We start from the raw sequence: 18,694 nt of genomic DNA, 5'->3' as shown, positions 1-18,694 counted from the left end.
AGGAGGACGCGATGCAAGCAACCGTCGGAGAACACCTCGTCATTCATGGCAAGCAGGTCGGTCAGGCGGTGCGCCGCGGCGAGATCCTCGAGGTGCGCGGCGAAGACGGAGGCCCGCCCTACCTCGTGCGGTTCGACGACGGGCACGAGACACTGCTCTACCCCGGCGCCGACTGCGAGCTCGAGCGCGAGCACGAGGCGCGCTGAAGGCGGCGCGCCCTGAGCTCGTCGGCGGGCGCTGCCCACTCGCCCGCTTCGACAGGCTCAGCGGGCAAGCCTGCACGCTAGCGTTGACGCATGTTCCACTCCTATGCGGCGATCGGCGACAGCTTCACCGAGGGCGTCGGAGACGAGCTGCCCGACGGCTCCACACGCGGCTGGGCCGACTTCGTCGCGCTCGGTCTCGCGGCGGCCGCCCGTGAACCGGTCGGCTACGCGAACCTCGCGATTCGCGGGCGCAAGCTCGGCCCGATCATCGACGAGCAGCTCGACCCCGCGATCGCGCTCGGCCCCGAGCTGCTGAGCTTCAACGGCGGTGGCAACGACATGCTGCGCCCTCGCATGGACGAGCAGGTCACGGCGTCCCGCTTCCGCGACGCGATCCAGCGCATCCGCTCAGCGGGCATCCATGTGCTCATGCTGAGCGGCGCGAACCCCACCGAGCACCTCCCGATGGGGCGAGTGTTCGACGCCCGAGGCGCCCGGCTCACCGCAGCCCTCGTCGACCTCGCCGACGAGCCCGGCGTCACCTTCGTCGATAATTTCAACGATCGTGTGCTCCGCGACATCCGCTACTGGTCGCCCGACAAGCTGCACCTCAATCCGCTCGGGCACGCGCGCGTGGCCAGTAATGTGCTGACCGGTCTCGGCGTGGCCGTGCCCGCCAAGTGGGGCGTCGAAGAGGTCGCGGCCGCGCCTGCCGGCCCGAAGAGCCGCAACACCGCGGCGTACTACCGGGAGTTCGTGCTGCCTTGGATCGGCCGACGCCTCACCGGCCGCTCTTCGGGCGACGGTCGCACCGCCAAGCGGCCGACGCTCGAGCCGGTGGCTCCGGATGCCGCGCGCTGACGCCTGATCGGCCGGCCCGCGAGTTCCGCGCCAAGGCCACGGGCCGCTGGCCGCTGGTCACAGGCCTCAGCCCAACCCGAGCACGTCTGCCACGAAGGCCCTCGTTCGTCGCGCCAGTCCCTCGATGCGCTCGAGCTCGTGCGCGCTCGGCTGCACCTCGGACGGCGCCGGCGGACGGCCCAGCCGCACCGTCTCTTGACAGGCGAGGTCGGCGCAGATGTAGGTGCCGACGCTGTCGCCGCGTTCGCCCGCGGCCCCTGCGCGCCGAGCCGAGAACAGCTCGACCTGATCGCCGGGCTGTTGCGTGTGGCAGAGATTGCAGATGGCGGCGCGGTGGTGGGAACCGGTGCGTTCCGCCGCCCGGAGCACGATGCCCGCCGGTTCACCCTCGAGTTCCGTGACGAGGTAGCCGCGCGAAGGGATGCGCGGGTCCCTCCATGCGAAGGCGTCGAGCGGCGCCCACTCGGTGATGAAGAACCGCACAGGGAGCGAGAGCTGTTCGAGCTCGGCGGCATTCGCGTTCCCGAGCGACGAGCGAACCTCGTTCTCGACCAGCGGCTGCATGCATCCCCCTCCGTGCGCGCCTCCCAGTCTACGAATCGGCTTCGACGTGCCAGTCGATGTCGATCGATCGAGGCCCCCACGTCACGATCACGACGTCGTCTCGTTTCACGTCGGGAGGCCTGGCGCCGTCACGGATATCGTCGGCCGAGATGCGCCGTTCGAGGCCGTGCTTCGCGAAGGCCTCGAGCGACGTGCACGTCGTGACCCAGTCGAAGAAGAACTCGCGGCGCGAGAGCATGCACACCCGGTCGTCATGACGCACGACCCAGAACTCGTGTCCGACGGCGATGCCGACGGTGCGGAGCCCGCCGCGATCGCGATCGGTGAGCTCCGTACCCGCGACGACCTCCCCGGCGAGTTCCTGCTCATCGGCACTCTGCGCCCGGTCGAACACTCCGAGCCCTCGCGCGGGTGAGAGCGACTCCCGCACGGGTCCCAGTACCGTCCAACCGCCCGCGATGACCAGGAGCACCCCGGTGGCCACGGCGAGCGCGCGCGCACGCGTCTCTCGACGACGACCGGGCGGAATCGGCGCATGCTCGTGCACGGTCGGTTCGGTCGAGGCGATCTCCGCCGCGCGGGCGTCCCCCGAAACGGTGGGCGCCGACGCGACCGGGGAGTTCAGCCCTTCCGGGGTCTCGGGGCCGTCCGGGGAGTTCGAGGCTTCAGTGACATGCGAGCGATCGTCGACCCCGCGCTCCGCAAGCTCCCGTTCCACCTCGGCGAGCTCGTCGCCGATTCCGGCGGGCGGCTCACCGGGAGTGCCGTAGACGATCCGCCGCAGTTCGTCTCGGCGACGTTCCAGCTCCTCTTCGCTCGCCATCTCCTGCCTCGCGATGGCGACGGCGGGGCGCGCTCCCGCCGCCGTCGCGGCTCAGTCCCCGGGTGGTCGCCCACCCGCTCGCGCCGAGGACACCGTCGTCGCCGTGGCATCCGCTCGATCAGGTGCCGTTCCGCGCCCTCGGATCAGGAATCCGAACGCAAGGGCGACGAAGAACATCAGCACCCCGTAGACGGCCGCAGGCAGGCTCATCTCGACGCTGCCGATCACCGTCTGGGCGATCACGATCGCGAGCGTTGCGTTGTGGATGCCGATCTCGAACGAACTCGCGATCGATTGCGCCCGATCGACCCGGAGCATGCGCGGCACCAGGAAGCCGACCGTGAGGCTGAGGAGGCAGAAGAGCACCGTGACGACCGCGAGGCTGCCGAAGTTCTCGAGCAGCAGGTCGAGGTTCGAGACGATCGCGCCGGCGATGACGATCACGAGGATCACGACGGAGGCGATGCGCACGGGCTTGTCCATGCGATCGGCGAAGGCCGGGCGCCACCAGCGCACGAGCATGCCGACGACGACCGGCAGCAGCACGATCGCGAACACCTCCACGGTCTTGGCCAGTTGCAGGCCGAGAGTGTCGTCGCCCGGCAGGAAGTACGCGATCGCGAGGTTCGTGATGAGCGGCAGGGTGAAGACCGCGAGCACCGAGTTGATCGCGGTGAGCGAGATGTTCAACGCGACATCGCCGCGGAACAGGTGGCTGTAGAGGTTCGCGGTCGTGCCGCCGGGCGACGCGGCGAGCAGCATCATGCCGACGGCGAGCACGGGCGGCAGCCGGAAGGCCAGCACGAGGGCGAGGCAGACCGCCGGCAGCAACAACAGCTGACAGAGCAAGGCGATGATCACCGCCTTCGGATGCTTCGCGACGCGCGCGAAGTCGCCCGGGGTGAGTGAGAGGCCGAGCCCGAACATGATGATGCCGAGGGCGACGGGTAATCCGATGGTGGTCAACGCTGATCCCATGCGCTCAGTGTGGCGCATCGCGGTCGCGAGCGGAACACCGATTCGGCGACGGATGCCACGAGTCGTCGCCCCAATCGTTCACGCCCGCGCGGGATCCCCGTTGCCGCGGTCGTCTCGGTGGCCGTCACCGTCACCGTCTACGAATCGCCCGAGCGGGCCGCGAAGCCGGATGACGACCACTCCTCGTACGTCATCGGCGCCGTACCTCCGCCCGCGAAGATCGGCACCCAGACCCAGACGCCGTCGGTCGTCGCGTGCGAGCGCGGCACGATCGACCACTCGACGGTGGCGGATCGATCGGTCCAGATCAGCGCGACGGCGCTCGCCGGGTCGAGCCCCGCGGGCCGCGCCTCATTGCCGAGCTCGTCGTAGCTGATGAACTGACGGATTCCCGAGCGCGCGAACTCCGTCTCACTGACGCAGTTCGCGCCCCAACTGCTCCGGTGCTGCGTCTGCGCGATCATGCAGACCTCGTTGCCGTCGCGGAAGACCCACACGTCGTGGTCGGCGGCACGTCCGATGCTGCGGAAGCTCGACACGGCGTCCGCGCCGAGCACCGCCACGAAGGCCCGCGGCCCCGCGTCGACGTCGTCGCGGACCCGATCGAACACCTCGAGTCCTCGCGGCGGGGCGATGAGGTCCATCGCAGGGCCGAGCGCGATGGCGAGAGCGACGCCGACACCGAGGACCGCCGCGACAGCGAGCGCGGGCCGGCGCCATCCGCGGAGCCGCCTGGACACCCCCGACTCGATGGTGACCGCGGTCTCGGCCGTCACCGTCGGGAAGCGGGCGTCCACGGTCGAGTCGGCCGCAGCCTCCTGCGTCGCTCGGAGTTGCGCGAGCGCCTCTTCAACGGCGACCAGCTCGGTCACTGCGTCCGACTCGTGGCCACCGGGCGCACCATAGACGACTCGCCGCAACTCGTCGCGGCGGGCGGAAAGACGTGCGCGATCGCGGTCCATCGACAGCTCCCGCTTCAACGGTACGCCGCAGAATCGATGCCCGCACGCCCGGACGCCGAACGGTGACGGGGTACTCACGTGGGCTCGTGGGTCAGTCGCTGAGACTCGGCCATGGCCGGTCGTCGACCCGCGGGCACCAGCCCGCAGGCGACGTGTCGTAGACGTGCGCCGGCCCGTCGGCAATGAGCCGTGCGAGCGCGTCGAGGAAGCGGTCGATGTCGTCGGCCGATGAGCCGGCCCCGAGGCTCGCGCGCAGGCCGTTGGTGCGCGTCGCCGCGCGCTCGAAGAAGGGGTGGGCGCAGAAGCGGCCGGCGCGCACCGAAATGCCGTGCTCGGCGCCGAGCGCCGCGGCGAGGAGGCCGACCGAGCCGCGCTCGAGTTCGATGGTCGCGATGCCGAGCCGGTCGGCGGGCGAGGCTGCGGAATCGTCGAAGCCGCGGATGACCCGGATGCCGCGCTGCGCTGCGAGCCCGTCGTGCAGGCGAGCGGTCAGCGTGGCCTCGTGCTCGAGCCTGGCAGACTCGCCGATCCGCTCGAGCTCGGTGAGCGCGCGGGCGAGTGCCGCGACGCCGACGACGTTCGGGGTGCCGGCCTCGTGGCCTTCGGCCCCGCGCTTCCACTCGACAGTGTCGAGCCTCACGGCCTCGACCGCTCCCCCGCCGGCGAGATGAGGGGCGGCTTCGTCGAGCCAGTCACCGCGGCCGATGAGGGCGCCCGCACCGAACGGCGCGTAGGCCTTGTGCCCTGAGAAGGCGAGGTAGTCGATGTCGGATGCCGCGAGGTCGATCCTGCGGTGCGGCAGCAGTTGCGCGGCGTCGACGGCGATTCGGGCTCCGTGGGTGTGGGCGATCTCGGCGAGCCGCGCGATGGGCAGCACTTCGCCCGTCACGTTCGATGCGCCCGTCACCGAGAGCAATGCCGCCGGACATCGTGCGAGTTCGGCCTCGAGCGCGTCGATCGTCGCGTCGAGCGTCGGCTGCCCGACGACGACCCGGCGCGATCGCCACGGCAGCAGGTTCGCGTGGTGCTCGAGGTCGAGCACCACGGTGTCGCCCGGAATCGCCGAGGCGAGCAGGTTGAGCGCATCGGTCGTGTTGCGCGTGAAGACCACGAGGTCGTCGTCACGGGCGCCGACATGCCGGGCGACGGTGATGCGAGCGTCTTCGACGAGCGAGGTCGACAACTGCGACGGGTAGCCCGACCCGCGGTGCACGCTCGCGTAGTACGGCAACACCCGCGTCACATGTCGCGCCACGACCTCGAACGCGGGAGCGGATGCCGCGACGTCGAGGTTCACGTGACGCACCCGCCCGCCGCCGAGCACGGGAACTTCGAGTCCGGCGTCGGCGAGCACCGCGAGCGGGCCGAGTGGCGCGGGCGGAGGGACATCCGTCGCCGCCGTCACCTGGGCGCGCGAAACGCGAACTGCGGCGGTCTCGGCGGCGATCACGCGGCTCCTCAATGCGTGGTTCGTCGAGATTCCGGACCCCCTGAGCCGCTCCTCAACCCCTTGCCGCCGCGAACCGTCACGGCGCGACACAGACGGAAACCTGCCGCACCCGTGGGTTGAGGAGCGACGGGCCCGAGCCTGGGTTTGGGGCGACGCGTGCGTGGCGTTGGCATCTGGGGTCTCCCTTCGGTCGGGAACGGATCGCGCAGGCCCCTTGGTGAGGGCGTGCGCTCGAAACTACGGATGCCGCGGCGCAGCATCAACCGAGCTGCGACCCGCACGGTCACGGAGTGAAACGGGGTGCAACGCCGCGTCACCCGGCGTCACGTGCACGTTGTCGGGGCGATCGAGGCCGAGGTGGTCGCGCAGCGTCTCGCCCTCGTACTCGGTGGGAAACACGCCCCGCCGCTGCAGTTCGGGCACGACCTGGAGCGCGAACGCCTCGAACTGCTGGGGCTGCACCGCGGAGAGCACGTTGAAGCCGTCGACGGCTCCGGCGTCGCCCCACGCCTGGAACTCGGTGGCGACGTCTTCGGCGGTGCCGACGATCATCGAGGCGTTCACGGATGCGGCGACCACGAGGTGTCGCAGCGTCGGCGGGCGCTCGCCGCTGGGGCTGCGACCGGTGCGTTCGGCGACGATCTCGACGAGCTCCTGCCCCGGAGCGCTGAACTCGGCGACGAGCGCGGGGGCCACCGCACGGTCAGGCGAGAGCCCGGCGAGGTCGACCCCGACGAGCGTCGACAGCTGGGCGAGCGAGCGGCTCGCGGGGAACGCCACAGGCGGGCCGCCCGGCCAGTCCTCGGCGATCTGCACGAGCTCGCTGAGTTCGTCGGCGATCGACTGGGCGTGCTCTCGGGTCTCCCCGACGATCGGCAGCACGGGGGCGATGACCTTCAGCGTGCGGTCGTCACGACCCGACTCGAAGGCGAGCGAGCGCAGCTCCTCGCGGATCGCGACCGCGTGCTCGAGGCCGCTGACCGCGACGAGCGCGAGGTCGGCGCTCTGCGCGGCGAACAGCCGCGACCGCGGCGAGGTGCCGGCGTGCACGACCGGCAGGTGTCCCTGCACCGGTCGCGCGACATTCAAGGGGCCGGTCACGCTGAGGTGCTGACCGTGGAAGTCGGTGGCGTGCAGCTTCTGCGGGTCGAGGTACACGCCGCTCGCGGCATCCGCGACGATCGCATCGTCTTCGAATGAGTCCCAGAGACGACGCAGCACGAGCTCGAACTCGACGGCGCGGTCGTAACGCGACTCGTTCGCCGCGTGGAAGTCGAGACCGTGGTTGCCGGCGGCGCGCGGCTCTGCCCCCGTCACGAGGTTGAGGCCCGCTCGCCCGCCCGAGAGCAGGTCGACCGATGCCGTCGCCCGCGCGAGCGTGTACGGGTCGGAGTAGCTCGTGTTCGCCGTGGCGATGAGCCCGATGCGGGAGGTGATGCCCGAGAGGTAGGTGATCGCTGAGATCGGGTCGATGCGGGCCACGAGGTACGGGTCGCGGAACTCGAGGTCGTGCCCGGTGGCGAGCCAGTCGCCGAAGAAGAGATAGTCGAGTCGGGCGACCTCGGCCACCTCGGCCGCGCGCCGCAGCACGGCGGCATCGGTGCCGGGGTCCCGATGGGCGCCGGGGTACCGCCAGCCCGAGGGGTACGCGCCGATGGCCCTGACCATTGCGCCGATGATGAGTCGCGTCATGTTTCGACCTCCTGGCCTCGACGCTAGGGAGGCCGAACGGATGCCGCGATGACCGCTGTCACACGAGGGAACCGGCCGTCACACGCCTCAATCCGGGGTCACACGGCGTCATCCGTGTTCGCTCCTACTGGGGGTCGTAGAACGCGGCAGGGTTCAGGATCTGTCGCTCCCACGGGAGCTCCCGGTCATTCCTCGTGAGGCGTGCAGCGTCAGCGGCGCCGGTCCACTCAGCGCGGATTCCCTCCACCCGTTCCACGCACCCGCCGCGACGCGGCGATGACGCGCAGCAGCGTCGCGAGGGCGGCCTGCAGCTCCTCGACCCCGACGACCGCACCGACCGCGTCGGCCCACGCGTGCTGGGCCGCGCCAAGGCGCGTGACAGCCGCACGCCCATCGGCGGTGGGCTGCAGCAGCTTGGCCCGGCGGTGTCGCGGGTTCTCTGCATACTCGGCCCAGCCGCGCTCGACGAGGAGGTCGGCGGTGCGCTGCACGCTCTGCCGGGCGAGCCCGAGCCCGACCCTGCGGGCGATCTCGGCGACCGGGAGCCCCTCGTCGAGAGTCGCGCCGAGCACCTGCCACTGCGCCGGGGTGAGGCCGGCGGGGCCCGCGATGTCGCGGGCGGCGTCGAGGAACTCGCCGTTCAGTTCGAACACCGGGAGCACGAGTTCGGTGAGCGCGTCACCCGCCGGGCTGCGGCCTGCCATCACTCGGCACCGACGAGAGCGTCGTAATATCGACGCTCGCCGGTCGTGTAGAGGCCGTACCAAGCGTCGATCACCGGCTGCGGCATGGCGTCGAGTACTTCGAAGACCGCCTTGGCGAATTCGATCGGGGCGGTTGCCCCCGCGGTGATCACGCCACCGTCGACGATGGCGCGCGCATCGACGTAGTGCGCCGCCCCCGCGTACTCGCCGGCCAGACCCAGGAAGTCGGGAGCGTTGCTCGTGTGCCGCCGCTCGTCGAGCAGGCCGGCCCGGGCGAGGCCGAGCGTGCCGCCGCAGATCGCGGCGACCGGAGTGCCCGACTCGACGAGACTCACGGCGAGCGCGAGTACCTGATCGTGCCCCTCGGCCCAGGTGTCGGCACCGGGGAGCACCAGCAGCGCGATGCGATCGGGGTCGAGCTCGGCGAGCGCGACATCAGGCCTCACGTGGAGCCCGCCCATCGTGTCGACTTCGGCGGCTGTCTCACCCGCGGTGACGAGCCTGATCGCGCCTCCGGCCATGCCCAGACCGGCGGCGAGATAGCCGTACTCCCAGTCGGCCATGGTGCCCGTCGTGTAGAGCACCACGAGCTGTTCGTTCGCGTCGATGTTTGTCAGCATGCTGTCATTTTGCCCCAATTGACAGGATGCTGTCAAGAGCGAAGAACGGGAAGAGTGGCGCACGCCGCCGCGCTGCGTACAATCAGAGCACCGCGCAATCGCGCACTCCCCACGACCCCTGGAGGCCACTGCTCCGTGACGAGACCCGACCGCGATCGAACCCCTGACCGGCAGCTGCACGACGGACACGCGTTCGCGAGGAGGGAAGCGACGCCCGCCCCGCCGATGCGGCTCTCCGACGCGTCCGAACTCGTACTCGTGGCATCCGCGAATCGTGTCGCCCGGTTCGATCGCGACGACCTCGTCATGCGCAAGGGCCAGTACGCGTTGCGGAACGGCCACATGACCCCGCAGGAGTCGATGGTCGAAGACCTGCTCGCCGTCGGCGAAGCGCTGGATGCCGCCAAGATCCCGTTCCTGCTCGTGCGCGGCAACGACGACCGGCCCGTCATCGCCGTCGACCGCGGCGAGCGCAAGGCAGTCGCCCGGGCCTTCGCCGAGTCATTCGCCGACGAGCCGTTCTACGCCGCGACCCTCGCCCCGGCGCACGCCGCCGACACCCATCCCGTGCTGCTCGCCGACGGCCGCCTCTCGGCCGGGCGCAAGCCCACCGTGCTGCGGGTCTACCGCCCGCGCATCGAGCCGATCGGGCGGCTCCGCTACGGCAGCGAGACGGCGGTGCAGATCGAGTTCTGGCGGTTCGGTGACGACACCATCGAAGCACCCGTCGAGAACGCCCTGATGCGCCGCACCCTGCAGCGCTCCGAGACGACCGACGACGTCGTGCACCTGCACGGCCGCGACTGGCCGACGCTCGAGCACATGTTCGAGTCGCTCGCGAGCGACATCGACTTCGAGATCGACATGGTCTTCTCATGGGTCGACGGGTCGAGCGACGAGTTCATCCGCGAGCGTGCGAAGCGCATGCAGAGCTACGTCGTCGGCGAGGGCGATGACTCCGAGGCGCGCTACCGGCAGATCGACGAGCTGAAGTATGCGCTGCGATCGGTGCACCTCTTCGCACCGTGGGTACGGCGCATCTTCATCGCGACCGACTCCCCCGCCCCCGCCTGGCTCGCGAAGCACCCGAAGGTCACGATCGTGCGCAGCGAAGAGATGTTCGCCGACACCTCCGTGCTGCCGACGCACAACTCGCATGCCGTCGAGAGCCAGCTGCACCACATCGACGGACTCGCCGAGCACTTCCTCTACTCGAACGACGACATGTTCTTCGGCCGGCCAATCAGCCCGTCGCTGTTCTTCTCACCCGGTGGCATCACGAAGTTCGTCGAAGCGGCCACCCGCATCGGGCTGGGCTCGACCCACCCCGGCCGCAGCGGGTTCGAGAACGCGGCACGCGTGAATCGGGCGCTCCTGCGCGACCGCTTCGGCAAGGTCACCACCCGGCACCTCGAGCACAGTGCCGCGCCGCTCCGCAAGAGCGTCATGGCCGAGCTCGAGGCCGCATTCCCCGAGGAGTTCCGGCGCACGGCCGCGAGTCGCTTCCGCTCGGCGACCGACATCTCGGTGACGAACTCGCTGTACCACTACTACTCGCTCGTCACCGGGCATGCCGTCGTGCAGACCGACGCCAGGGTGAAGTACGTCGAGACGACGCTGCGCCAGGCGCTGCCCGCGATGAAGCAGCTCCTGAAGCGCCGCGACCACGACATGTTCTGCCTGAACGACGGCAGCTTCCCCGAGATCTCAGTAGAGGAGCGCACGGCGGCCGTGATCGAGTTCCTCGATCGCTACTTCCCGTTCCCGGCCCCGTGGGAGAAGGCGGCGACGGATGCCTCGGGGGAGGTCGATGCCGCGACATCCGTCACGCCCGACCTCATCCGCTGATCGAGTAGCGAGCGCCAGCGAGCGTGTCGAGATCCCGTACCAGGTCTCGATACGCTCCTTCGTCGCTACTCGACCGACGATCCCCGCTACTGCAGAGCCGAGGTGAGGCGGGCGACCCCGTCGAGGAACGTCGCCGAGGCCGGCTCCCGATCCCATTCCTCGAGGGTGAGCTGCCGGCCGGCGTCGCGATAGCCCTGTTCGACGTCGCGCATCTGGTCGACGAACGAGGCGCCGCGCACGAGCAGCATCATCTCGGAGTTCAGGCTGAAGGAACGGATATCCATGTTGCTCGACCCGATCACGGCGATGTCGTCGTCGATCGAGAGGTGCTTCGAATGCAGGATGTACGGGCCGGGGTACAGCCAGATCTTCACACCCGCGCGCAGCAACGCTCGATAGTACGAGCGCTGCGCGTGCCAGACGGAACCCTGGTCGCCGACCTCCGAGACGAAGAGCTGCACGTCGAGCCCCCGGTAGCAGGCAGAGGTGATCGCGTACAGCATCGCCTCGTCGGGCACGAAGTACGGGCTCGTGATGATGGCTCGTCGCTGCGCCGAGTTGATGAGTGCGAGGAACAGCCGGAGGTTGTTCTCGGCGTCATACCCCGGGCCACTCGGCACCACCTGGCACACGAGGGCATCGGGCGAGGAGTCCGCCGGCACCGCTGCGGCCGGCACGTTCTCCTCATCGCCGAGCAGCTCGTCGGTCTCGAGGTACCAGTCGGAGAGGAAGACGGCATTGATTCCCGTCACGACCGGCCCGGTCACGCGCGCCACGAGTTCCTGCCACTGCAGGCCCCGCTTCAGGTTCTTCTTGGAGTTGTAGCTGCGGTCGATGAGGTTCTGCGAGCCCATGAAGCCGACGAGCCCGTCGACGACGACGAGCTTGCGGTGGTTGCGCAGGTCGGGCCGTTGGTACTCGCCCTTCAGCGGGCGAACGGGCAGCATGAAGCTCCACTTGGCACCGATGCGGTCGAGTTCGGCGTAGGTCTCATCGTGGTCCGCGGCTTTGTTCGAGGCGATGTAGTCGAGCAGGACGCGAACCGTGACTCCGCGCTGCACGGCCCGCTCCATCGCCGCGAAGAAGCCCTTGGTCGTCTCGTCGAACGAGACGATGAAGAACTCGACGTGCACGAACCGGGTGGCGGTGTCGATGTCAGCAGCCATCGCGTCGATCGATCCGCGATAGTCGCCGATGAGCTGGGCGGTGTTGCCTCCGAGCGCTGGCAGGGCGCCGAGCACCCGGTTCTGCTCCGTGATCGAGGCGAACCAGTCGGGCCACGTCGCCCGGTCGGGTGCGAGGTCGAGACCCTCGGCCCTCGCAGCGATCATCGCGTTGATCTCCCGCTGCTTCTCCTGTCGCTTCTTCGGCAGTTTCGAGCTGCCGATCAGCAGGAAGAAGAGGATGCCGACGAAGGGGATCAGGAAGATCGCCAGCAGCCAGGCCATCGCCGCGGTGGGCTTGCGCCCCCGAGGCACGATGATCAGTGCGGCGATGCGGATGGCGAGGTCGGCGAGAATCAACGCCACCCCGATGATCGCGGCGAGTTCGGTGCTCATACGCCACCTCCCGTGGTCGGCTCGCCTCACGCGACGTGAAGGGCCGCTGCGGTCGGGAGAAGTGGTCCGAGTATGACACTCCGGCACGATCGCGGGAAGGTCGCACGGGAATCCGGAGAGCGGCGACTCAGCCGGCGAGCACCGGGATCGGCATGGTGAACGGCGGTTCCTTCGGCACCGGCGCGGTCGCGGCACCCGCGATGCCGATGCCCGACGCGTCGAGGCGCCTGGCACTCTCGCCGGCGTCGATCCAGTCGAGTGCGGGGAACGAGCCGAGCGGCACGACCGAGTGCAGCACCGTCTTCGGGTAGACGTGCACGAGGTTGAAGGCCCGGGCGCCGTCGCGGCCCCTCGTGCCGCCGACCGGCACATTGAGGTCTTGCGTGTAGCAACTGGCCGAGGCGACGGACACCGGCACGCCCGCGAACGTCGCGGTCGACGAGTAGTGCAGGTGACCGGCGATGATCGAGCGGATGTCGCTGCCCTCGACGACCTCGGCGAGACCGGTCTGATCGCGCAACTCGACCGCCACGGCGAGGTCGAGCACGCTCGGCACCGGCGGGTGATGCATCGCGAGGATCGAGCCGTGCGGCGCGGGGATGGAGAGCTCTTCGGCGAGCCAGTCGAGCTGTGCCGGCGCGATCGCGCCGTGGTGGTGGCCCGGAACCGTGGAGTCGAGGGTGATGACGCGGAGCCCGTTGACGTCATCGACCCGGTCGACGGGTCGCACCCCACCACCACTGCCACTGCCACTGCCTGGCTCGTCGAGCAGCCCCCGCCGGAACGCGCCGCGGTCATCGTGATTGCCCATGACCCAGATCACCTGGGCGCCGAGCCGCTCAGTGACGGGGTCGACGATGCGGCGGATGCGATCGTAGGCGTCGGGCTCGCCCTTGTCTGCGAGGTCCCCCGTGAAGACGATGGCCTCTGGCCGGGCACCGGATGCCTCGAACTCGTCGAAGAGCGTCTGCAGGTGCTGCTCGCTCGCAACCCGGTCGTAGAGCATGCCGCCCCCCGCGAGCACGTGCGTGTCGCTGATGTGGAGGAGGAAGTGGTCCGGTCGAGGGTACTCGGCCGTACGGGTGGTCACGATTCGTCCCATCGATCGGTGGTGGACGCGCAGCACCGGGCGTCAGGCATGAACGCTAGCCGAACACGCTCGCCTGAACGGCTCATGAACGCGGCATGTGACGAAGCCGAACGGGCCGCGTTCACGAACGAACGCGGCATGTGACGAAGCCGAACGGGCCGCGTTCACGAACGAACGCGGCATATGACGAAACCGAACGGGCCGCGTTCACGAACGAACGCGGCATATGACGAAACCGAACGGGCCGCGTATGACGAAACCGAACGCGCTGAGCGCCGGTGTGCCACCCACGTCGGCGGCGGAATTCCCGACAGGATGGCGAGGACCGATATCGAGGGGGATCGAGTGTCGTCGAAGAACACACGCAACACGCTGCCGTCGTGGGGCAACGAAATCTGGCTGACCAATCGGCAACGGCGCATCATCGCCATCGTCGCGAGCATCGCCGTGATCGGCTTCCTGATCACCTTCGTGCTGACCCTCACGCCGTGGCCGTCGGCGATGGTGATCCGGGCCGTGTTCGAGAAGGGCGGCACCAACACCGCGGCGGAGATGGACAAGTACGTTCCCGACACGAAGCTCACTGAACAGCTCGGGGTTCCGGTCTACGGCGACGCTGCCGACGCCGGAATGACCTTCGACGTCTTCTCGCCAGACGACGGCGACGATCCGCTGCCCACGATCGTGTGGGTGCACGGTGGAGCGTGGATCGCCGGTGACTCGACGAATGTCGACCCCTATCTGCGCATCCTCGCCGCCGAGGGGTACACGACGGTGGGGCTGAACTACACGCTGGGACCCGAAGGGACCTATCCCATCGCGGTGCACCAGCTGAACGATGCGCTCGAGACCCTCGACGCTCGCGCCGAGGAGTTCCGCATCGACCCCGACCGAATCGTGCTCGCGGGCGATTCGGCCGGCGCGCAGCTCGCGAGCCAGCTTGCAGCGCTCTCGACGAACTCCGATTACGCCGAACTCCTCAGCATCGATCCCGCACTCGACGCCGACCAGCTCGTGGGTGTGGTGCTCAATTGCGGCGTCTACGATCTCGACGCGATGTCGGAGCTCACCGGCATCGGGGCATGGGGACTCAAGGTCGCCCTCTGGGGCTATACGGGAGCCAAGGACTGGTCGCAGCGTTCGTCGGGCACGACGATGTCGACGATCGATTTCGTGACGGCAGACTTCCCGACCACCTACATCTCGGGCGGCAATGGCGACGCGCTCACCTGGATCCAGTCTCTGCCGATGGACGCCCGCCTCGATGAGCTGGGAGTCGACGTCACCTCGCTGTTCTGGCCTGCCGACCACGAGCCCGCACTCCCGCACGAGTACCAGTTCCATCTCGACTCCGAAGACGCACAGGCAGCGCTCGTCGAGACCCTCGACTTCCTGGCCGAGGTGACCGGCTGAACGTTCAGGAGCCCGGGAACCGGGCGGACCAGGCTCGACGGATGTCTGTCGGGCGCACTTCACTTGAGCCCCGGGCGGCTCGAGTCCGCATGCCGGAAGGCCGGCACTTCGCCGTCACCTGGTCGATCCCCGACACCTTCGGGGGCATGACCGACGCGATGCTGCGTCGATCGGCCGCATTCCACCGCATCGGCGGCGTGCCTGTCGACGTGCTGACCTTCGACGCCCGGCCCGATACTGCAGACCTCGAGCGCGAGCTGCGCACTCGCGGTGCACTTGACCACGGGGTGCGCATCGCGAACCTGTACGACTGGTTGCGGGGGCATCCGCTGCCGGGCGGTTCGCTGCAGCTGGACCACGACCTGTTCACGCCGCTCGAGGCGAGCGACGCGTCGGAGACGCGGCGACACGGGGACGCCGTCATGAGTCGTGCGCGACTTGACGCCGACGGGCACGTACTCCAAGTGGATCACTACCGCGAAGACGGCACCCTGCTCCTGACCGACCGGCGCGACACGCGAGTTCGCGGGGCGCTCGGCGGGCGATCCGTCGTGCTGTGCGACGCCGATGGACGACCCGTGCGGTCGTGGCGGCACATCTGGCCCCTGTACCGGGCGTGGCTCGACGCCCTGACCGACCACCAAGCGAGCTTCATGATCGTCGACAGCAAGACGATCGCGCCATTCATGCTCGACTACCATCGGCCCCACGTCATCTCCGCCCATGTGGTGCACGCATCGCACCGGGCCGCGGCGGGTGCGGAGCATCCGATACGCCGCTCGCGGCGCGAGGTCTTCGACCGCCTCGACGACTTCGACCTCGTGGTGCTCCTCTCCGAGCGCCAGCGCGTCGACGTCGAGCGGATCGTCGGACCGAGCGAGCACCTGGCGGTGATCCCGAACGCCCGGCCGATCCCGGTTCGAGCGGCGTCGGTGCCTCGCGACCCCGCCCGCGGCATCGTGCTCGCCGCCTTGACCCGGCGCAAGCGCGTGTCACACGCGATCGATGCCGTTCAGGCGGCGAACGCGCACTCTGGAACCGGCGTTCGCCTCGACGTCTACGGCGACGGCGAGAGCCGCCGCGCACTCGAACGACGCATCACGGATGCCGCCGCGGTGCAGCTCCACGGATTCGACCCCGATGCGCGGCAACACCTCACCGGCGCGTCGTTCCTACTGCTCACCTCGCACTCAGAGGGGCTGCCGCTCGTGCTCGTCGAGGCGATGGCCGCCGGCTGCCTGCCGATCGCCTACGACATCCCCTACGGACCCGCCGATCTCATCCGCGACCGTCGCAACGGCTTCCTCGTGCCGGCCGGCGACATCGACGGACTCGCCCGCGCGATCCGCCGTCTGCGGGGGATGTCTCCGCAGCGCGTCGCGCGGATGCGGGCACGTGCCGTGCGGACAGCACGCCGCTTCGACGACGAACGTGTGACCCGCAGTTGGGCGCGCGAGCTTCGACAGGCAGCACTGCGGCGCGAGGTGCACAGCTCCGCTCGGTTCCGGCGCACCCGGGCGGCGGCGGCGAAGCTGCCGTTGCCACGAGCGGTGCGCTCGATCGGCCGGCGCGCCATCGCGGGCGTCGACCGGGTTCGCCGAGCCTTCGGCGTCATCGATTAGGAATCGGCCGTCGGCCCCGCGTCAGCACGAACAGATCGAGACTGCTCCCGTTACGGACGGGAGCGGGCGCTGACGGGCCCGGCGTTCAACGCGAGCTGCGCGGCGAAGGCCAGCACCGCGCCACCGGCGTAGGCGAGCAGGTCGACCGGGTCGAAGGAGCTGCCGAGCAGGAGTCGTGCCTGCGGGAAGACGTCGACCACGCGCTGCGGCAGGCCCGTGAGCTGGAGCAGCTCCACGGCCGCCGCAAGGGCGAACGCCGTCCCCGAGATCCACACCGCGCCGAGCCGTGGCCAAGCCGCACGGAGCAGGAATGCGATCACCCCGACGTAGAGCATGCTGCCGAGCAGGTCGACGAACATCGTGCGATCGATCAGTTGCAGGCTGATGCCGAGCACGAGACAGCCGGCCGCGGCCAGGCCGCTTCGCACACGGATGCTTCTCGGACTCGTCGACCGCACCGGCATCCGCTCTTCGCTCAGCCCTTGTGGCGCGGCTTCCGGTACGGCTTGCCGCCGTCGCCGTCGCTGTCGCTGCGGCGCGCGGGCCCGCCGGCATCGGGCCGCAGCTCGATCAGCCGGCCGGAGATGCGAGTGCCGTCGAGTCGCTCGAGCGTCTCTTGCGAGAGATCGGCGGGCAGTTCGACGAGTGAGAACTCGGGACGGATCTGGATGGCGCCGAAGTCGCCGCGACTGAGGCCGCCCTCGTTCGCGAGGGCACCGACGATCTGACGCGGCTCGACCTTGTGGCGCTTGCCGACGGCGATGCGATACGTCGCCATGGGGCCGCTGCTCGGCCGCTGGCGGCGCTCGGGCCGGTCGCCGCGGTCACCGCGGTCGAAGCGGTCGCCGCGCTCGGGACGATCGCCGCGCTCGGGACGATCGCCACGCTCGGGGCGGTCGGAACGCTCGCGGTCGGCGCGACGCGGACGCTCGGGTTCGGGCTCCAGCAGCAAGGGCGATTCGCCTTGCGCCACGACGGCGAGCGCGGCCGCGACGTCGACTTCGGGCACGTCGTGGTTGCGCACGTAGTGCCCGATGATGTCGCGGAACGCCTCGATGCGCGGCGCCTGGTCGAGCGCCGCGGTGATGCGGTCATCGAACCGGGCGAGCCGGGTGACGTTCACGTCGTCGACGCTCGGCAGCTGCATCTGCGTGAGCGGCTGACGGGTGGCCCGCTCGATCGATGAGACGAGGTTGCGCTCGCGAGGCGTCACGAAGCTGATGGCGTCGCCGCTTCGTCCGGCGCGACCCGTGCGACCGATACGGTGCACGTACGACTCGGTATCGGTCGGGATGTCGAAGTTCACCACGTGGCTGATGCGCTCGACGTCGAGGCCGCGCGCCGCGACATCCGTTGCGACCAGGATGTCGAGCTTGCCCGACTTCAACTGATTGACGGTGCGCTCGCGCTGCACCTGCGCGACGTCGCCGTTGATCGCAGCTGCGGAGTATCCGCGTGCGCGGAGCTTCTCGGCGATCTCTTCAGTGACGCTCTTCGTGCGAACGAAGATGATCATGCCCTCGAAGTTCTCGACCTCGAGGATGCGGGTGAGGGCATCCATCTTCTGCTGGTACGACACCACGAGGTAGCGCTGCGTGGTGTTGACCGACGTCGTGGTCTTGTTCTTGACCGTGATCTCTTCGGGGTCGTGCAGGTACTGCTTCGACATCCGCCGGATGGTGGCGGGCATCGTCGCAGAGAACAGCGCGACCTGCTTGTCGTCGGGGGTGTCGGCGAGAATCGTCTCGACGTCTTCGGCGAAGCCCATCTTGAGCATCTCGTCGGCCTCGTCGAGCACGAGGTACTTGAGCTCGCTGAGGTCGAGGGTGCCCTTGTCGAGGTGGTCCATGATGCGACCCGGGGTGCCGACGACGATGTGCACGCCGCGGCGCAGCGCAGAGAGCTGCACGCCGTAGCCCTGACCGCCGTAGACGGGGAGGATGTGCACGCCCTTCAGATGCCCGGCGTAACGCTCGAACGCCTCGCAGACCTGCAGCGCGAGTTCGCGCGTCGGGGCGAGCACGAGCGCCTGCGGGGTCTTCTGAGAGAGGTCGAGGCGCGCGAGGATCGGCAGCGCGAAGGCGGCCGTCTTGCCGGTGCCCGTTTGCGCGAGGCCCACGACGTCGCGACCCGCGAGGAGGGTGGGGATCGTCGCAGCCTGAATGGCCGAGGGGGTCTCGTAGCCGACGTCAGAGAGTGCCTTCAGCACCGCGCCATCGAGCCCGAGATCAGAGAATGTCGTCGCGGCGGGCTCCTTCGGAGCCTCCACCTCGACCGGAGAATCGTCAGCAGTCACGCTTCA

At 69.4% G+C, this 18,694-nt stretch carries 17 protein-coding genes; 5 read left to right on the top strand and 12 right to left on the bottom strand.

What is annotated here, in order from left to right; genetic code table 11:
• Positions 1–11: 11 nt before the first annotated feature.
• Positions 12–206: a DUF1918 domain-containing protein gene (locus AC1C2T_RS06370; protein ID WP_495361103.1), complete on the top strand. Its 195-nt coding sequence runs from the start codon at positions 12–14 to the stop codon at positions 204–206.
• Positions 207–296: 90 nt separating this feature from the next.
• Positions 297–1,067, top strand: coding sequence for an SGNH/GDSL hydrolase family protein (locus tag AC1C2T_RS06365; RefSeq protein ID WP_495361104.1), 771 nt, complete (start codon positions 297–299; stop codon positions 1,065–1,067).
• Between the two features lie 66 nt (positions 1,068–1,133).
• On the opposite strand, the gene AC1C2T_RS06360 is transcribed toward AC1C2T_RS06365, so the two are convergent.
• The 8 genes from AC1C2T_RS06360 to AC1C2T_RS06325 all read right to left on the bottom strand — a co-directional run bounded on the left by AC1C2T_RS06360 (position 1,134) and on the right by AC1C2T_RS06325 (position 8,860).
• Complete coding sequence (locus AC1C2T_RS06360) at positions 1,134–1,631, bottom strand: FBP domain-containing protein (RefSeq protein WP_495384649.1); 498 nt, start codon at positions 1,629–1,631, stop codon at positions 1,134–1,136.
• 28 nt (positions 1,632–1,659) lie between these two features.
• On the bottom strand, positions 1,660–2,454 hold the full coding sequence (locus AC1C2T_RS06355; protein ID WP_495384648.1) for a hypothetical protein: 795 nt from the start codon (positions 2,452–2,454) through the stop codon (positions 1,660–1,662).
• Positions 2,455–2,505: 51 nt separating this feature from the next.
• Positions 2,506–3,450, bottom strand: a complete 945-nt coding sequence (locus tag AC1C2T_RS06350) for a bile acid:sodium symporter family protein (protein ID WP_495384647.1) — start codon at positions 3,448–3,450, stop codon at positions 2,506–2,508.
• 119 nt (positions 3,451–3,569) lie between these two features.
• The gene (locus AC1C2T_RS06345; RefSeq protein ID WP_495384646.1) at positions 3,570–4,394 is read right to left on the bottom strand and encodes a hypothetical protein; all 825 of its coding nucleotides are present in this window, start codon (positions 4,392–4,394) and stop codon (positions 3,570–3,572) included.
• Positions 4,395–4,485: 91 nt separating this feature from the next.
• On the bottom strand, positions 4,486–5,844 hold the full coding sequence (locus AC1C2T_RS06340; protein WP_495384645.1) for an aminotransferase class V-fold PLP-dependent enzyme: 1,359 nt from the start codon (positions 5,842–5,844) through the stop codon (positions 4,486–4,488).
• A gap of 237 nt (positions 5,845–6,081) precedes the next feature.
• A complete protein-coding gene (locus tag AC1C2T_RS06335) occupies positions 6,082–7,536 on the bottom strand; it encodes an NtaA/DmoA family FMN-dependent monooxygenase (protein WP_495384644.1) in 1,455 nt (484 codons plus the stop codon).
• A 227-nt stretch (positions 7,537–7,763) separates the two neighbouring features.
• Positions 7,764–8,240 (bottom strand): MarR family winged helix-turn-helix transcriptional regulator, encoded by a 477-nt coding sequence (locus tag AC1C2T_RS06330; protein ID WP_495384643.1) that lies wholly within the window; start codon positions 8,238–8,240, stop codon positions 7,764–7,766.
• On the bottom strand, positions 8,240–8,860 hold the full coding sequence (locus AC1C2T_RS06325; protein ID WP_495361112.1) for a DJ-1/PfpI family protein: 621 nt from the start codon (positions 8,858–8,860) through the stop codon (positions 8,240–8,242). Before AC1C2T_RS06325 ends, AC1C2T_RS06330 begins: the two co-directional genes overlap by 1 nt.
• A gap of 225 nt (positions 8,861–9,085) precedes the next feature.
• Between AC1C2T_RS06325 and AC1C2T_RS06320 the strand changes: the two genes are divergently transcribed.
• Positions 9,086–10,708, top strand: coding sequence for a stealth family protein (locus tag AC1C2T_RS06320; RefSeq protein ID WP_495385399.1), 1,623 nt, complete (start codon positions 9,086–9,088; stop codon positions 10,706–10,708).
• 86 nt (positions 10,709–10,794) lie between these two features.
• Here the strand turns inward: AC1C2T_RS06320 and cls are convergent, their stop codons facing one another.
• Together cls and AC1C2T_RS06310 are read right to left on the bottom strand one after the other, a co-directional pair.
• Positions 10,795–12,267 (bottom strand): cardiolipin synthase, encoded by a 1,473-nt coding sequence (cls, locus tag AC1C2T_RS06315; protein ID WP_495384642.1) that lies wholly within the window; start codon positions 12,265–12,267, stop codon positions 10,795–10,797.
• Positions 12,268–12,394: 127 nt separating this feature from the next.
• Positions 12,395–13,357 carry a metallophosphoesterase gene (locus AC1C2T_RS06310; protein ID WP_495384641.1) on the bottom strand — a complete coding sequence of 321 codons (963 nt, stop codon included), beginning with the start codon at positions 13,355–13,357 and terminating at the stop codon, positions 12,395–12,397.
• Positions 13,358–13,702: 345 nt separating this feature from the next.
• On the opposite strand from AC1C2T_RS06310, the gene AC1C2T_RS06305 reads away from it, so the two are divergent.
• Both AC1C2T_RS06305 and AC1C2T_RS06300 read left to right on the top strand, forming a co-directional pair.
• The gene (locus AC1C2T_RS06305; RefSeq protein WP_495384640.1) at positions 13,703–14,770 is read left to right on the top strand and encodes an alpha/beta hydrolase; all 1,068 of its coding nucleotides are present in this window, start codon (positions 13,703–13,705) and stop codon (positions 14,768–14,770) included.
• 89 nt (positions 14,771–14,859) lie between these two features.
• Entirely contained in the window at positions 14,860–16,392 is a 1,533-nt protein-coding gene (locus tag AC1C2T_RS06300) for a glycosyltransferase (protein WP_495384639.1), read from the top strand.
• 50 nt (positions 16,393–16,442) lie between these two features.
• Here the strand turns inward: AC1C2T_RS06300 and AC1C2T_RS06295 are convergent, their stop codons facing one another.
• Complete coding sequence (locus tag AC1C2T_RS06295; RefSeq protein WP_495361117.1) at positions 16,443–16,820, bottom strand: ribosomal maturation YjgA family protein; 378 nt, start codon at positions 16,818–16,820, stop codon at positions 16,443–16,445.
• Positions 16,821–16,867: 47 nt separating this feature from the next.
• Complete coding sequence (locus AC1C2T_RS06290) at positions 16,868–18,688, bottom strand: DEAD/DEAH box helicase (RefSeq protein ID WP_495361118.1); 1,821 nt, start codon at positions 18,686–18,688, stop codon at positions 16,868–16,870.
• Between the last annotated feature and the right edge of the window lie 6 nt (positions 18,689–18,694).

This window comes from Agromyces sp. Y558 (assembly GCF_059445415.1).
The sequence above is the reverse complement of the archived record's forward strand: the minus strand, read 5'-3'. Positions and strand labels throughout refer to the sequence as shown.

What these genes read in the sequence shown, in the direction of transcription:
- AC1C2T_RS06360 (WP_495384649.1), bottom strand. Translation starts at nt 1,631, where the DNA reads ATGCAGCCGCTGGTCGAGAACGAGGTTCGCTCGTCGCTCGGGAACGCG.
- cls (WP_495384642.1), bottom strand. Translation starts at nt 12,267, where the DNA reads ATGAGCACCGAACTCGCCGCGATCATCGGGGTGGCGTTGATTCTCGCC.
- AC1C2T_RS06355 (WP_495384648.1), bottom strand. Translation starts at nt 2,454, where the DNA reads ATGGCGAGCGAAGAGGAGCTGGAACGTCGCCGAGACGAACTGCGGCGG.
- AC1C2T_RS06345 (WP_495384646.1), bottom strand. Translation starts at nt 4,394, where the DNA reads ATGGACCGCGATCGCGCACGTCTTTCCGCCCGCCGCGACGAGTTGCGG.
- AC1C2T_RS06370 (WP_495361103.1), top strand. Translation starts at nt 12, where the DNA reads ATGCAAGCAACCGTCGGAGAACACCTCGTCATTCATGGCAAGCAGGTC.
- AC1C2T_RS06320 (WP_495385399.1), top strand. Translation starts at nt 9,086, where the DNA reads ATGCGGCTCTCCGACGCGTCCGAACTCGTACTCGTGGCATCCGCGAAT.
- AC1C2T_RS06300 (WP_495384639.1), top strand. Translation starts at nt 14,860, where the DNA reads ATGCCGGAAGGCCGGCACTTCGCCGTCACCTGGTCGATCCCCGACACC.
- AC1C2T_RS06350 (WP_495384647.1), bottom strand. Translation starts at nt 3,450, where the DNA reads ATGCGCCACACTGAGCGCATGGGATCAGCGTTGACCACCATCGGATTA.
- AC1C2T_RS06365 (WP_495361104.1), top strand. Translation starts at nt 297, where the DNA reads ATGTTCCACTCCTATGCGGCGATCGGCGACAGCTTCACCGAGGGCGTC.
- AC1C2T_RS06335 (WP_495384644.1), bottom strand. Translation starts at nt 7,536, where the DNA reads ATGACGCGACTCATCATCGGCGCAATGGTCAGGGCCATCGGCGCGTAC.
- AC1C2T_RS06325 (WP_495361112.1), bottom strand. Translation starts at nt 8,860, where the DNA reads ATGCTGACAAACATCGACGCGAACGAACAGCTCGTGGTGCTCTACACG.
- AC1C2T_RS06330 (WP_495384643.1), bottom strand. Translation starts at nt 8,240, where the DNA reads ATGGCAGGCCGCAGCCCGGCGGGTGACGCGCTCACCGAACTCGTGCTC.